Source organism: Paraburkholderia sp. DD10, from assembly GCF_049177125.1.
Lineage (GTDB): Bacteria > Pseudomonadota > Gammaproteobacteria > Burkholderiales > Burkholderiaceae > Paraburkholderia > Paraburkholderia terricola.
Genome location: NZ_CP185392.1, coordinates 3,268,170 through 3,282,087, shown reverse-complemented (window position 1 = coordinate 3,282,087; position 13,918 = coordinate 3,268,170). Strand labels below are relative to the sequence as shown.

At 61.2% G+C, this 13,918-nt stretch carries 14 protein-coding genes; 12 read left to right on the top strand and 2 right to left on the bottom strand.

Annotation, left to right across the window (positions count from 1 at the left end; genetic code table 11):
* Positions 1-140: 140 nt before the first annotated feature.
* Positions 141-1,124, bottom strand: coding sequence for a malate dehydrogenase (locus ACOCG7_RS14900; RefSeq protein ID WP_073428566.1), 984 nt, complete (start codon positions 1,122-1,124; stop codon positions 141-143).
* Between the two features lie 493 nt (positions 1,125-1,617).
* Between ACOCG7_RS14900 and ACOCG7_RS14895 the strand changes: the two genes are divergently transcribed.
* The 7 genes from ACOCG7_RS14895 (at position 1,618) to gltA (ending at position 7,530) form a co-directional block, all read left to right on the top strand.
* A complete protein-coding gene (locus ACOCG7_RS14895; RefSeq protein ID WP_114164091.1) occupies positions 1,618-2,421 on the top strand; it encodes a GntR family transcriptional regulator in 804 nt (267 codons plus the stop codon).
* Positions 2,422-2,577: 156 nt separating this feature from the next.
* Positions 2,578-2,991 (top strand): succinate dehydrogenase, cytochrome b556 subunit, encoded by a 414-nt coding sequence (sdhC, locus tag ACOCG7_RS14890; RefSeq protein ID WP_073428568.1) that lies wholly within the window; start codon positions 2,578-2,580, stop codon positions 2,989-2,991.
* A 4-nt stretch (positions 2,992-2,995) separates the two neighbouring features.
* On the top strand, positions 2,996-3,364 hold the full coding sequence (sdhD, locus tag ACOCG7_RS14885; RefSeq protein ID WP_073428569.1) for a succinate dehydrogenase, hydrophobic membrane anchor protein: 369 nt from the start codon (positions 2,996-2,998) through the stop codon (positions 3,362-3,364).
* A 4-nt stretch (positions 3,365-3,368) separates the two neighbouring features.
* Positions 3,369-5,144, top strand: coding sequence for a succinate dehydrogenase flavoprotein subunit (sdhA, locus tag ACOCG7_RS14880; RefSeq protein WP_421376132.1), 1,776 nt, complete (start codon positions 3,369-3,371; stop codon positions 5,142-5,144).
* 24 nt (positions 5,145-5,168) lie between these two features.
* Entirely contained in the window at positions 5,169-5,873 is a 705-nt protein-coding gene (locus ACOCG7_RS14875; protein ID WP_073428571.1) for a succinate dehydrogenase iron-sulfur subunit, read from the top strand.
* A gap of 1 nt (position 5,874) precedes the next feature.
* Positions 5,875-6,147, top strand: coding sequence for a succinate dehydrogenase assembly factor 2 (locus ACOCG7_RS14870; RefSeq protein WP_083081771.1), 273 nt, complete (start codon positions 5,875-5,877; stop codon positions 6,145-6,147).
* Positions 6,148-6,228: 81 nt separating this feature from the next.
* Complete coding sequence (gene gltA / locus ACOCG7_RS14865) at positions 6,229-7,530, top strand: citrate synthase (RefSeq protein WP_073428573.1); 1,302 nt, start codon at positions 6,229-6,231, stop codon at positions 7,528-7,530.
* A gap of 154 nt (positions 7,531-7,684) precedes the next feature.
* Here gltA and ACOCG7_RS14860 read toward each other — a convergent pair whose 3' ends face one another.
* Positions 7,685-8,734, bottom strand: a complete 1,050-nt coding sequence (locus ACOCG7_RS14860) for a helix-turn-helix domain-containing protein (protein ID WP_421376129.1) — start codon at positions 8,732-8,734, stop codon at positions 7,685-7,687.
* Positions 8,735-8,878: 144 nt separating this feature from the next.
* On the opposite strand from ACOCG7_RS14860, the gene ACOCG7_RS14855 reads away from it, so the two are divergent.
* The 5 genes from ACOCG7_RS14855 (at position 8,879) to leuB (ending at position 13,763) form a co-directional block, all read left to right on the top strand.
* Entirely contained in the window at positions 8,879-10,129 is a 1,251-nt protein-coding gene (locus ACOCG7_RS14855) for a DUF1479 domain-containing protein (RefSeq protein WP_421376127.1), read from the top strand.
* Positions 10,130-10,325: 196 nt separating this feature from the next.
* Complete coding sequence (gene leuC, locus ACOCG7_RS14850) at positions 10,326-11,735, top strand: 3-isopropylmalate dehydratase large subunit (RefSeq protein WP_114164094.1); 1,410 nt, start codon at positions 10,326-10,328, stop codon at positions 11,733-11,735.
* 5 nt (positions 11,736-11,740) lie between these two features.
* Entirely contained in the window at positions 11,741-11,899 is a 159-nt protein-coding gene (locus ACOCG7_RS14845; RefSeq protein ID WP_073428576.1) for an entericidin A/B family lipoprotein, read from the top strand.
* 86 nt (positions 11,900-11,985) lie between these two features.
* The gene (leuD, locus tag ACOCG7_RS14840) at positions 11,986-12,639 is read left to right on the top strand and encodes a 3-isopropylmalate dehydratase small subunit (RefSeq protein WP_114164095.1); all 654 of its coding nucleotides are present in this window, start codon (positions 11,986-11,988) and stop codon (positions 12,637-12,639) included.
* 56 nt (positions 12,640-12,695) lie between these two features.
* Entirely contained in the window at positions 12,696-13,763 is a 1,068-nt protein-coding gene (gene leuB / locus ACOCG7_RS14835) for a 3-isopropylmalate dehydrogenase (protein ID WP_421376124.1), read from the top strand.
* The last annotated feature ends 155 nt before the right edge of the window (positions 13,764-13,918 follow it).

Here is a 13,918-nt window from a genome sequence, read left to right as displayed (position 1 = left end):
CCCGGGAGCGCCCCCGGACATGGCGTTTCGCGGTGCGCCGCCCGAGGGGATCTCCATGCTCAAGAGGATCCCAGCAGAGCGAAAAAAATTTGGGCGGCCCAGCGGTTTCTCACGAGTTCCGGTTTGCCTGCATCAGGCGCTTAGCCGAGCAGATGCTGAACGCCTTCGCGCTCTTCCAGCAGTTCCTGCAGCGTGCCGTCCATCTTTTCGCGCGAGAACGCGTCGATTGCCAGGCCTTCGACGCGCTTGTACTCGCCGTTTTCGCACGTGACCGGCACACCGTAGATGATGTCTTCGGGAATGCCGTACGAGCCGTCCGACGGGATGCCCATCGTGACCCACTTGCCGTTCGTGCCGAGCACCCAGTCGCGGACGTGGTCGATTGCAGCGTTAGCCGCCGACGCCGCCGATGACAGGCCGCGCGCTTCGATGATTGCCGCGCCACGCTTGCCGACGGTCGGGATGAACGTGTTGCGGTTCCATTCGTCGTCGTTGATCAGCTTGGTCAGGTCTTGACCTTCCGCGGTGGCGAAACGGAAGTCCGGGTACATGGTCGGCGAGTGGTTGCCCCACACAGCCAGCTTTTCGATCGAAGCGACCGGCTTGCCCGACTTGGCCGCCAGTTGCGATAGCGCGCGGTTGTGGTCCAGACGCAGCATGGCGGTGAAGTTCTTCTTCGGCAGATCCGGCGCCGACTTCATGGCGATGTAGGCGTTCGTGTTGGCCGGGTTGCCGACCACCAGCACTTTCACGTCGCGGCTGGCGACTTCGTTCAGCGCCTTGCCTTGGACGGTGAAAATCTCGGCGTTGGCCGACAGCAGGTCCTTGCGTTCCATGCCTTTCGAACGCGGACGCGCGCCGACCAGCAGGGCCACGTCGGCGTCCTTGAATGCAACCTTCGGATCGTCGGTGATCACGACGCCCGACAGCAGCGGGAATGCGCAATCATCCAGTTCCATCACGACGCCTTTCACGGCGCCTTGCGCTTGCGGCAGATCGAGCAATTGCAGGACAACCGGCTGGTCCTTGCCGAGCAGGTCGCCATTGGCGATGCGGAACAGCAAGGAGTAAGCGATTTGACCTGCGGCGCCGGTGACGGCAACGCGCTTTGCGGGCTTAGCCATTGAGAAATCTCCAGGACGATGCGTTAGACGCTAGGGAAAACGCCATTCTATATGCGCGTTCAGCGAAGCGTTGTGAAACACGGCGGAATTCACTGTTCGCGGACAGCCCCGAAATGCCGAGGCGGTGCGGCGCGCTGCGGCAAGACCGCCATGCCGGAAACCTTACTCACGAGCAGGGGGTGGATAGGGGTAGCGCCGGATAGCCGCTGCACGGTGCGGGCTCCTGCAAACAGCGCGTTTCGGCAAACGTCTGGCCAACGAATGGCGGCGAATCGAAACCGGGACTGCGTGGGAACAGCATGGTGCAGAGTGACTGCCGGTGCGCTACGGCGCGGCCTGAAAAGAGGCGCCGAAAAACCCGCAAACCCTTGCTCGGAAGGGAGTGTAGGAGTCGTCAGACACAAAGTCAACATTATCTTATGTCTTATATAAGACATATCTATTGAGGGGAAAACCCTAGACGTGGCCCAGCCCTTTATGATGAAATGCGCGCATGAATTCGAACCCGGCGAACACCACGAATCCGAATGGCTCCAGCGCCACGGGAGAAGGTGTATCCGCTGCCGTGCCCGCCGCTGCGTCGCCCACCTTCAGCCCGTTGTATCAGCAGATCAAGGGCTTGATTACGCAGAGCCTCGAAAGTGGCGAATGGAAACCCGGCGAGATCATTCCTAGTGAAGTCGAATTGGCGGCCAGATACAAGGTCAGCCAGGGAACGGTGCGCAAAGCGATCGACGAACTCGCTGCCGACAACCTGCTGGTGCGCCGCCAGGGCAAGGGCACGTTTGTCGCAACGCACAACGAAGACCGCGCCCAGTTTCGCTTCCTTAGATTGCTGGCCGATGACGGCGCGGAACATCCGCACGTGAGCCGCCTGCTGGAATGCCGGCGTTTGCGAGCATCGGCGGATATCGCCCGGCAGCTCGATCTGAAACCCGCCGATCCCGTGGTGCTGATCAAGCGTTTGCTGCAGTTCGATGGCGAAGTCACCGTACTCGACGAAATCTGGCTGCCCGGCGCGGTATTTCGCGGACTCACACTCGAGCGGCTGTCGGAGTACAAGGGTCCGCTCTACGCGATGTTCGAGACGGAATTCGGCACGCGCATGATCCGCGCAACGGAAAAAATCCGCGCGGTGGCGGCCGAGCCAACGGTTGCGGATCTCCTGCGCGTGCCTGCGGGCTTCCCGCTGCTGTCGGTCGAGCGGGTGTCGTATACGTATGGGGATCGGCCGGTGGAAGTGCGGCGAGGTTGGTATGTCACAACCGGGTATTACTATCAGAACGACCTGAGCTGAGTCGGGCTGAACGAGGCGCGGCGTCCCACACGCACGCCTGTTTGAAGGCACCTTTATCGCGCACGCTGTAACGGACCTGTCGTGGTTTTCGCTGCAGCGCGATATAAAAAGGCGCTAAAATCGCGGATTAGTGTGACTACATAGTAGGGGTCTAGCATGGCTGAAGCCGTAAAAAAACCGAGGCCGGAGTTCCGGAACATCGGTATCGGGCAGATATTGACGGCATACCGTCTCCCGCTAGCGGGGCGAGTTTCGATCTTGCATCGCTTAAGCGGTGGTCTGCTTTTTGTTTTTCTTCCGTTCCTGCTGTACCTCTTCGATCAAAGCCTGACTTCCGAACTGAGTTTCGAGGTCTTCAAAGGTTTCCTCTCCAACGTCATCGTCAAGCTCATCACGCTCGTTCTTGCGTGGGCCTTCCTGTTTCACTTCTGCGCGGGCGTCCGTCACCTCGTGATGGACACGCACCGCGCGGTCACGAAGGAAGGCGGCAAGCAAACCTCCATCGTCGTTCTCGTCGTGTCGTCCCTTCTTACGATTGCATTCGCGGCAAAACTGTTCGGAGTTTTTTAAAAAAATGGCAGCTAATAACCGAATCGGTCCGAAGCGTCTCGTCGTCGGCGCACATTACGGTCTGCGCGACTGGCTCGCCCAGCGCATTACCGCCTGCGTGATGGCGATCTACACGGTGATCCTGCTCGCATGGTTCTTCGGCGCGCGTGATTTCTCGTACGAAGGCTGGGCCTCGATCTTCGCCACGCAATGGATGAAGCTCGCCACGTTTGTCACGCTGCTCTCGCTGTTCTATCACGCGTGGGTCGGTATCCGCGACATCTGGATGGACTATGTGAAACCCGTGGGCACGCGCCTGTTCCTTCAGGCGCTGACGATCGTCTGGCTGCTCGCATGTGCGGGCTACGCTGCGCAGATTCTCTGGAGAGTGTAAAAGAATGGCTGCAATCAAGAATTCTCTGCCGCGTCGCAAGTTTGACGTGGTTATCGTCGGCGCGGGCGGCTCGGGAATGCGTGCTTCGCTGCAACTGGCGCGCGCCGGTCTGTCGGTCTGCGTGCTGTCCAAGGTGTTCCCCACGCGCTCACACACGGTTGCTGCTCAAGGCGGCATCGGCGCCTCGCTCGGCAACATGAGCGAAGACAACTGGCACTATCACTTCTACGACACGATCAAGGGTTCCGACTGGCTCGGCGACCAGGACGCGATCGAGTTCATGTGCCGCGAGGCACCGAACGCAGTCTACGAACTCGAACACTTCGGCATGCCGTTCGACCGTAACGCCGACGGCACGATTTACCAACGCCCGTTCGGCGGCCACACCGCGAACTACGGCGAAAAGCCGGTGCAACGCGCTTGCGCGGCTGCTGACCGTACCGGTCACGCGCTGCTGCACACGCTGTATCAGCAGAACGTGGCGGCCAAGACGCAGTTCTTCGTCGAATGGATGGCGCTGGACCTGATCCGCGACGCCGAGGGCGACGTGCTCGGCGTGACCGCGCTGGAAATGGAAACCGGCGACGTCTACATTCTCGAAGGCAAGACCACGCTGCTCGCCACGGGCGGCGCGGGCCGGATCTTCGCGGCATCCACGAATGCGTTCATCAACACCGGTGACGGCCTGGGCATGGCCGCGCGTTCGGGCATCGCGCTGCAAGACATGGAATTCTGGCAATTCCACCCCACCGGCGTGGCCGGCGCGGGCGTGCTGATTACCGAAGGCGTGCGCGGCGAAGGCGGCATTCTGCGCAACTCGAACGGCGAGCGTTTCATGGAGCGCTACGCGCCCACGCTGAAGGATCTGGCGCCGCGCGATTTCGTCTCGCGTTCGATGGACCAGGAAATCAAGGAAGGCCGCGGCGTCGGTCCGAACAAGGACCACGTGCTGCTCGACCTGTCGCACATCGGCGCGGAGACGATCATGAAGCGTCTGCCGTCGATCCGCGAAATCGCGCTGAAGTTCGCGAACGTCGACTGCATCAAAGAGCCGATTCCGGTCGTGCCGACCATTCACTATCAGATGGGCGGCATTCCGACGAATATCCACGGCCAGGTCGTGGGCACGTCGAAGGGGCACGAAGAGCCGGTGAACGGTTTCTACGCAGTGGGCGAATGCTCGTGCGTGTCGGTGCACGGCGCGAACCGTCTCGGCACGAACTCGCTGCTCGACCTCGTGGTGTTCGGGCGCGCCGCCGGTAACCACATCGTCAAGCACGTCAAGGAAATCAAGGAGCACAAGCCGCTGCCGGCCGACGCCGCCGATTTCGCGCTGTCGCGCCTCGACAAGCTCGAGAAGTCGTCGTCGGGCGAGTATACGCAAAACGTCGCGAACGACATTCGCGCGACCATGCAGAAGCACGCCGGCGTGTTCCGTACTTCGGCATTGCTGTCCGAAGGCGTTGAACGCATCCGCGAAGTGGCTGAGCGGGTCGACAGCATCCACCTGAAAGACAAGTCGAAGGTGTTCAACACGGCACGTGTGGAAGCGCTGGAAGTGGCGAACCTGATCGAAGTGGCGCGCGCCACGATGGTCTCCGCCGAAGCGCGCAAGGAAAGCCGCGGCGCCCACGCGCAAAACGACTTCGAACATCGCGACGACGAAAACTGGCTGCGCCATACGCTGTGGTTCAGTGAAGGCGATCGCCTCGACTACAAGCCGGTTCACATGCAACCGCTGACGGTCGAATCGGTTCCGCCGAAAGCGCGGACCTTCTAAGGCACAAGTCAAAGGAATTCAGAAATGGCTAAGCGTACATTTGAAATCTACCGCTACGATCCGGACAAGGACGCAGCGCCGCGCATGCAGTCGTACGACATCGAAATCGACTCGCACGAACGCATGCTGCTCGACGCGCTCGTCAAGCTCAAGGCTATGGACGAAACGCTGTCGTTCCGCCGCTCGTGCCGTGAAGGCGTGTGCGGTTCGGACGCAATGAACATCAACGGCAAGAACGGCCTGGCGTGCCTCACGAACCTGAACGACCTGCCGCAAAAAATCGTGCTGCGTCCGCTGCCGGGCTTGCCGGTCGTGCGCGACCTGATCTGCGACTTCACGCAGTTCTTCAACCAGTATCACTCGATCAAGCCGTACCTGATCAACGATACGCCGCCGCCGGAAAAGGAACGTCTGCAGTCGCCCGAAGAGCGCGACGAACTCGACGGTCTGTACGAATGTATCCTGTGCGCTAGCTGCTCGACCTCGTGCCCGAGCTTCTGGTGGAACCCGGATAAGTTCGTCGGTCCGGCCGGCCTGTTGCAAGCCTATCGTTTCATCGCGGACAGCCGCGACGAGGCGACGGGTGAACGCCTCGACAACCTGGAAGATCCGTACCGTCTGTTCCGTTGCCATACCATCATGAATTGCGTCGACGTTTGCCCGAAGGGCCTTAACCCGACCAAGGCGATTGGCAAGATCAAGGAATTGATGGTTCGCCGCGCTGTCTGAGATGGACGAATCATCACATCAGTCCGACCCTCTTCGCCGCGCGCGCCTTCGCTGGCGCGCACGGCGGGGCTTGCTGGAAAACGATCTGATCTTTGAGCGTTTCTTCAGCCGATATGAGCATGACCTCAGCGACGCCGACGTAGGCGCACTCACCCGCCTGCTAGAGCTGAGCGATAACGACCTGATGGACTTGCTGCTCGCGCGCAAGGAACCTGAGGGCGACCTTGCCGACCCGGATGTGATCCGGGTGCTGGAGCTGCTGCGCAACGCCTAACCGGCTTGAGCGCCGCTTGTCCGTTGTTCCAGGCGTGCAATTATCGAAACCCTGTTTCCATACTTCGATTGAGGATGTGCTATGACCCCGTCAGATGTTAAAGCCACGCTATCGTTCAGCGACAATTCGCCGAGCGTTGAAATGCCGATCTACAAGGGCACTCTCGGCCCGGACGTGATCGACATCCGGAAACTGTACGGCCAGACCGGCAAATTTACGTACGATCCGGGCTTCATGTCGACGGCGGCCTGCAACTCGGCGATCACGTACATCGACGGCGACAAGGGTGAACTGCTGTACCGCGGCTACCCGATCGACAACCTCGCGGAAAACGCCGACTTCCTCGAAACCTGCTACCTGCTGCTGAAGGGCGAACTGCCGAACGAACAGCAAAAAGCGGAGTTCGTGAAGACCGTTACGAATCACACGATGGTGCATGAGCAAATGCACTTCTTCTTCCGCGGTTTCCGTCGCGACGCACACCCGATGGCGATTCTGGTCGCGGCAGTCGGCGCGCTGTCGGCGTTCTACCACGACTCGCTCGACATCAACAATCCGCGTCACCGTGACGTGTCGGCCATTCGCATGATCGCGAAGCTGCCCACGCTGGTCGCGATGGCGTACAAGTACAGCATCGGCCAGCCGTTTGCGTATCCGAGGAACAACCTCTCGTACAGCGCGAACTTCATGCACATGATGTTCTCGAACCCGTGCGAAGACTACAAGGTCAACGACGTGCTGGTGCGCGCGCTCGACCGTATCCTGATTCTTCACGCAGACCACGAGCAGAACGCATCCACCTCGACCGTGCGTCTCGCCGGTTCGTCGGGCGCCAATCCGTTCGCGTGTATCGCGGCCGGTATCGCTTGTCTGTGGGGCCCGGCGCACGGCGGCGCGAACGAAGCCGCGCTGAACATGCTGGAAGAAATCGGCTCGGTCGACAACATTCCTGAGTTCATCAAGCAGGTGAAGGACAAGAACTCGGGCGTGAAGCTGATGGGCTTCGGTCACCGCGTCTACAAGAACTACGATCCGCGCGCGAAGCTGATGCGCGAAACCTGCCACGAAGTGCTGAACGAACTCGGCCTGCACGACGACCCGCTGTTCAAGCTGGCCATGGCGCTGGAAAAAATCGCGCTGGAAGACGAATACTTCGTGTCGCGCAAGCTGTACCCGAACGTCGACTTCTACTCGGGCATCGTGCAGCGCGCACTGGGTATTCCGACGTCGATGTTCACGTGTATCTTCGCGATGGCGCGTACCGTCGGCTGGATTGCACAGTGGAATGAAATGATCGCCGATCCGGAACAGAAGATTGGTCGTCCGCGTCAGCTGTTCATTGGCGATACGCAGCGTGAGGCGAAGCCGATTGCGCAGCGTTAAGCGGTCGCGTCACCGCGCGGCAGGCACGCTGTGAAGCCTGCGAGCCGCGCGGCGGCAAGTGGTAAGAAAACGCCTCAACGGAGCTTCCTTTGAGGCGTTTTGCTTCTGTCCTGAGCGGTGGCTGACGTGGATCAACCTTGCAGTGAACGGCGCATCAAGCGGCCGAACGTGCTTTACGTCGCGAACCGTTAGCTTTCGTACGCTCCAGTGACGGCGAGCGCATCCCGAGCGCTTGCGGTTCCGCTGAGATTTGCGGCGCATGCCCATAGGTTTCGAAGAAGCGCCGGTACGCACTCGGCGTCGTGCCTCGCGCTGAAAGAAACTGTCGATTGAAATTCGCCAGGTTCGGAAACCCGGCCTTGGTGGCGATTAGCGCGATGGGCCAGCTTGTATCGGTCAATTGCCGCGTTGCGTAACCGATGCGCAGCCGGTTCAGATAACGTCCCACGCTTTCGCCGACGTGCCGCACGAAGTAACGGTGCAGCGAGCGCTCCGAGAGATTGGCTGCCTCGCATAATTCGGCGATACGCAACCGTTCGTGGAAGCGTCGATCGAGCAGATCCAGTACGCGGTTCAGCCGTTCCGCTTCTGATGAGCTGCCGCCGGCAGAGGCCGTGGGCACCAGATCAGCCTGTTGAGCGGTTCGCGCCGGTTGCGCGCCGCTGCCCCGTTGTTGTCGTCCGTTCCGCCCATGCGCAGCCGGTGACGCCAACGGCTCCGACTTTGCCTCGGCGAGACAGGCGAGCACGTCCAACGCGGCACCCAGCCGCACACGCGGCGACTCATTCAGCAACGCACCCAACTGCGCGCGCATGAGCGCCGCGGCTTCGGGCGCAAACCGCAATCCTGGCGCGCCGCGTCTCAGCAGCGTACGCAACGACGCAAACTCTGGACAACAATCCGCCACCCGTCGCGCCCAGTCGCCGCTGAACCATATGACAACCGCCACTTGCGGCTCGCGCGCATCGATAGGCTCCGTCGACGCCCACGTGTGCGGCATATCCGGCGGCACGAGCACGAGATCGTCGCCGCTGTAATCAGCGCTGTGATCGCCGACGAAACGACGGCCGCGGCTATTCATCGTCAGCGTGAGTTCGTACTCGGGATGGTGATGCCATTCGAACGGGATCTGCGCGAGCTGCCGGTGGTAGACGCGAATCGAACAGCCGTCCGGGATGGTGACGCGTTCGTACTGAGGTTTCACGGGACGCAACCTGGCCGCGCGTGGGGCAAGCGGCGAATGTCCAGATTGTATCGAGAATTGGCCGGATGAGATGCATGCTGGGTGCCAAAGATGCCTAATCTGGACGCACCCCATCCCGACAAAACCGATGCAAGGAGACAGGCCATGCCGCTCGTGATCGACAATCTTCCCGACGCGATCCGCGCTACGAAGCGCGCGCTGCAAACGGCGTTACCGAACCACAGGCAGGTGTTCGACGAAGTCGATAGCGCGATCAGGCAGCAAGTCGACGCCATCCGTCGCGAGCGCGACCAAGGGCGTGACGCGATTCCCGTTTTCGACTATTCGGCGATCGTTTCCGGCGACGTCGACCAGGCCACCATCGCCCGCATCAAGACGCGCGGCGCATGCGTCGTGCGGCGCGTGTTCGATCCGCAGCAGGCAAGCGACTGGAACGACGAAATCGCCGACTACGTGCAGCGCAACAAGCTCGACGACAAGCTCGCGCACCGCGCCGAAGACAAATACTTCGGCAACCTGTCGTCGAGCAAGCCGCAGATCTATGGCGTCTACTGGTCGAGGCCGCAGACGATGGCGCGCCAATCGCAGCAACTCACCAACACGCGCGTGTTCCTGAACCGCCTCTGGACGTCGGAGAGCGAAGGCAGACAGCACTTCGATCCCGAGCGCATACCGGTCTACGCCGACCGGATTCGTCGCCGGCCGCCCGGATCGGAATCGCTGGGTTTGTCGCCGCACGTGGATGGCGGCTCCGTCGAGCGCTGGCTCGATCCGAATTTCCGCAAGGTGTATCGGCACGTGCTGTCGGGCAACTGGCGCGCGTACGATCCGTTCGACGCCGCATTCCGTCCCGACGTGCAGGAGATTCCCTCCCCGGCGGTCTGCTCGATGTTCCGCACCTTCCAGGGCTGGACCGCGCTGACGCCGCAAGGGCCCGGCGACGGCACGCTGCAATTGATCCCGATCGCCAACGCGATGGCCTACGTGATCCTGCGCGCGCTGCAAGACGACGTGCCCGACGACGAACTCTGCGGCGCCCAACCGGCCCGCGCGCTGTCGATCCAACCGGCGTGGCACAGCCTGCTGCTCGAAGCGGTCACGCCGATTCCGCACATGCATGCCGGAGACGCCGTGTTCTGGCATAGCGACGTCGTGCATTCCGTGGAAGACGCGCACCGCGGCAACGGCTACAGCAACGTGATGTACATCTCGTCCGCGCCCTGGTGCGCGAAAAACGAGGCGTATCTCAAGCGCCAGTTGCCGAGCTTCCTGCGCGGCGAGAGCCCGCCGGATTTTCCGGCCGATCACTTCGAAACCGACTTCATCGGACGCGCGGAAGAAAGCGACCTGACTCCGCTGGGACGTGCGCAATTCGGTTTCGATCTCGCACGCTAAGCGTTCGCACGCACGGGGGCGGCGCGTGGGGCGCCACTCCGCACCCTTGCCGGGTAACGCCAATACAGGTATCGACACTACCACCCAACTCACTGTTTTTTATCGGTTTTTTCGATGGCGTGGGGCACAATGCGAGCCGCTGCATGGCATAATCGACCGACACGGTCAGTCCGCAGTCACTACTACCCCGCATACCATGGCACAGACTCTCTACGACAAATTGTGGAACACACACGTGGTCCACACGGAAGAAGACGGTACGACGATTCTTTATATCGACCGTCACCTGCTGCACGAAGTGACCAGCCCACAGGCGTTCGAGGGCCTGAAGCTGGCTGAGCGTCCGGTGTGGCGCATCAGCGCGAATCTGGCGGTGTCGGACCACAACGTCCCCACCACGGATCGCAGCCACGGCATCGCCGATCCGGTTTCCAGGCTGCAAGTCGACACGCTCGATTCAAACTGCGACGCCTACGGCATCACGCAGTTCAAGATGAACGACCTCCGCCAAGGCATCGTGCACATCATCGGGCCGGAGCAGGGCGCTACCTTGCCGGGCATGACGATCGTCTGCGGCGACTCGCACACGTCCACGCACGGCGCGTTCGGCGCGCTCGCGCATGGCATCGGCACCTCGGAAGTCGAGCATGTGCTCGCCACGCAAACGCTCTTGCAGAAGAAGAGCAAGAACATGCTGGTCAAGGTGGAAGGTCCGTTGCCGCGCGGCTGTACCGCGAAAGACATCGTGCTCGCGATCATCGGCAAGATCGGCACGGCGGGCGGCACCGGCTACGCGATCGAATTCGGCGGTTCGACGATTCGCGCGTTGTCCATGGAAGGCCGCATGACGGTCTGCAACATGGCGATCGAGGCGGGCGCGCGCGCTGGCATGGTCGCAGTGGACGACACCACCATCGAATATTTGAAAGGCCGCCCGTTCTCGCCGGAAGGCGTCGAGTGGGATCACGCGGTCGAGTACTGGAAGCAGTTCAAGTCGGACGAAGGCGCGCAGTTCGATCGCGTGGTCGAGCTGAACGCTGCCGAAATCGTGCCGCAAGTCACGTGGGGCACGTCGCCGGAAATGGTTACGGCAGTAGACGGCCGCGTGCCGGACCCGGAACGCGAGAAGGACCCGGTCAAGCGCGACGCCATGGAGCGCGCGCTGAAATACATGGCGCTCGAACCGAATGCGCCGATCGAGTCGATCAAGCCGGATAAAATCTTCATTGGGTCGTGCACCAACGCGCGCATTGAAGACATTCGCGCCGCGGCTTACGTCGTCAAGAAGCTCGGTCGCCGCGTTGCGCCGAACATCCGCCTCGCCATGGTCGTGCCGGGTTCGGGTCTGGTGAAGGCGCAAGCGGAGCGGGAAGGGCTGGACAAGGTCTTTACCGACGCCGGTTTCGAATGGCGCGAGCCGGGTTGCTCGATGTGTCTCGCGATGAACGCCGACCGGTTGGATCCGGGCGAGCGTTGCGCGTCCACGTCGAATCGTAATTTCGAAGGTCGTCAGGGCGCCGGTGGCCGTACCCACCTCGTGAGCCCCGCAATGGCCGCAGCCGCGGCCATTGAAGGGCATTTCGTCGATATTCGCAAGCTTGGATAAAACGCATCATGAAGAACATGAATCGCATCACTCTACTGCGCCGCTTCGCGCTCGGTACGCTGGCTGGGTTGCTGCTCGGTCTGACGGGCTGCAACACGGTGCACGGATTCGGCGAGGACATGTCGCACCTCGGCAATTCGATCAGCAACCACGCTGACAAATAAGCGGTTTTTGATTTTTGCCGGCAATGCGCCGAGCGGTTCGACAGCCGCCACGCGCATCGCCCGGTCTTGAAACAGGCGCAAGCGTCATGGATAAATTCATCGTACACACCGGCGTCGTGGCGCCGCTCGATCGTGAGAACGTCGACACGGACGCGATCATTCCGAAGCAATTCCTGAAGTCGATCAAGCGCACCGGTTTCGGGCCGAACGCGTTCGACGAATGGCGTTACCTCGACCACGGCGAGCCGGGTCAGGACAATTCGAAGCGCCCGCTGAATCCGGATTTCGTGCTGAATCAGCCGCGTTATCAAGGCGCGTCCGTGTTACTGGCGCGCAAGAATTTCGGCTGCGGCAGCTCGCGTGAACACGCGCCGTGGGCGCTGCAGCAATACGGTTTCCGCGCGATCATCGCGCCGAGCTTTGCCGATATCTTCTACAACAACTGCTTCAAGAACGGCCTGTTGCCGATCGTGTTGACCGAACAGCAAGTCGATCACCTGTTCAACGAAACGTACGCGTTCAACGGCTTCAAGCTGACCATCGATCTGGAAGCGCAAGTGGTGCGCACCTCGGACGGCGGCGCGGAGTATCCGTTCGAAGTCGCGGGCTTTCGCAAGTACTGCCTGCTGAACGGTTTCGACGATATCGGCCTGACGCTGCGTCACGCGGACAAGATTCGCCAGTTCGAAGCGGAGCGTATTGCGAAGCAGCCTTGGCTGGCTCATCGCATTGTCGGTTAAAGCGCCGCTCGCTGATTCGCGCTTGAACGTCCCAAGAAAATCATCAAGGAATTCGCATGAAGATCGCAGTGTTGCCGGGTGACGGCATCGGCCCCGAAATCGTCAAGGAGGCCGTCAAGGTCCTGAACGTACTCGGCGAAAAGTTCGAACTCGAAGAAGCGCCGGTCGGCGGCGCGGGCTACGAAGCGAAGGGCCACCCGCTGCCCGATTCAACGCTGGCGCTGGCGAAGGAAGCCGACGCGATTCTGTTCGGCGCCGTCGGCGACTGGAAGTACGACAAGCTCGAACGCGCGCTGCGCCCCGAACAGGCGATTCTCGGTCTGCGCAAGCATCTGCAACTGTTCGCGAACTTCCGCCCGGCGATCTGCTATCCGCAACTCACCGGCGCTTCGTCGTTGAAGGAAGAGATCGTTTCGGGTCTGGACATCCTGATCGTGCGTGAACTGAACGGCGACATCTACTTCGGCGCGCCGCGCGGCGTGCGTGAAGCGCCGGATGGTCTCTTTGCCGGCTCGAAGGAAGGCTTCGACACGATGCGCTATTCGGAGCCCGAAGTGCGCCGCATCGCGCACGTCGCGTTTCAGGCGGCGCAAAAGCGCGACAAGAAGCTGACCTCGGTGGACAAGGCCAACGTGCTCGAAACGTCGCAGTTCTGGAAAGACGTGATGATCGACGTGTCGAAGGAATACGCTGACGTCGAGTTGTCGCATATGTATGTCGACAATGCCGCGATGCAGTTGGTGAAGGCGCCCAAGTCGTTCGACGTGATCGTCACCGGCAACATGTTCGGCGACATTCTTTCGGACGAAGCGGCGATGCTCACGGGCTCGATCGGCATGCTGCCGTCGGCGTCGCTGGACAAGAACAACAAGGGCTTGTACGAACCGTCGCACGGTTCGGCGCCCGACATCGCCGGCAAGGGCGTGGCCAATCCGCTGGCGACGATCCTCTCGGCCGCCATGATGCTGCGCTATTCGCTGAACAAGGCGGAGCAGGCGGACCGCATCGAAACCGCGGTGAAAAAGGTGCTCGAACAGGGGTATCGCACCGGCGATATTCTCACGCCGGGTTGCAAGCAGGTCGGCACAGTGGCAATGGGCGATGCGGTGGTTGCCGCGCTGTAAAAACAATGTCGCCGGTCTGAAGCAATAGTCGGATTGTCAAACGGGCTGTCAAGCAACCTTTAAAGCGTGAATCCGCCTCGAAATGGGTGGATTCGCGCGCAATTCGGACGATAGCGGCGACTGGCGTCGCCAAATTTCGGTTTTCGTGTATATTG

Excerpts from the sequence above, each read along its gene's own strand:
- ACOCG7_RS14900 (WP_073428566.1), bottom strand. The coding sequence starts at position 1,124 with ATGGCTAAGCCCGCAAAGCGCGTTGCCGTCACCGGCGCCGCAGGTCAA.
- ACOCG7_RS14895 (WP_114164091.1), top strand. The coding sequence starts at position 1,618 with ATGAATTCGAACCCGGCGAACACCACGAATCCGAATGGCTCCAGCGCC.
- sdhC (WP_073428568.1), top strand. The coding sequence starts at position 2,578 with ATGGCTGAAGCCGTAAAAAAACCGAGGCCGGAGTTCCGGAACATCGGT.
- sdhD (WP_073428569.1), top strand. The coding sequence starts at position 2,996 with ATGGCAGCTAATAACCGAATCGGTCCGAAGCGTCTCGTCGTCGGCGCA.
- sdhA (WP_421376132.1), top strand. The coding sequence starts at position 3,369 with ATGGCTGCAATCAAGAATTCTCTGCCGCGTCGCAAGTTTGACGTGGTT.
- ACOCG7_RS14875 (WP_073428571.1), top strand. The coding sequence starts at position 5,169 with ATGGCTAAGCGTACATTTGAAATCTACCGCTACGATCCGGACAAGGAC.
- ACOCG7_RS14870 (WP_083081771.1), top strand. The coding sequence starts at position 5,875 with ATGGACGAATCATCACATCAGTCCGACCCTCTTCGCCGCGCGCGCCTT.
- gltA (WP_073428573.1), top strand. The coding sequence starts at position 6,229 with ATGACCCCGTCAGATGTTAAAGCCACGCTATCGTTCAGCGACAATTCG.
- ACOCG7_RS14855 (WP_421376127.1), top strand. The coding sequence starts at position 8,879 with ATGCCGCTCGTGATCGACAATCTTCCCGACGCGATCCGCGCTACGAAG.
- leuC (WP_114164094.1), top strand. The coding sequence starts at position 10,326 with ATGGCACAGACTCTCTACGACAAATTGTGGAACACACACGTGGTCCAC.
- leuD (WP_114164095.1), top strand. The coding sequence starts at position 11,986 with ATGGATAAATTCATCGTACACACCGGCGTCGTGGCGCCGCTCGATCGT.
- leuB (WP_421376124.1), top strand. The coding sequence starts at position 12,696 with ATGAAGATCGCAGTGTTGCCGGGTGACGGCATCGGCCCCGAAATCGTC.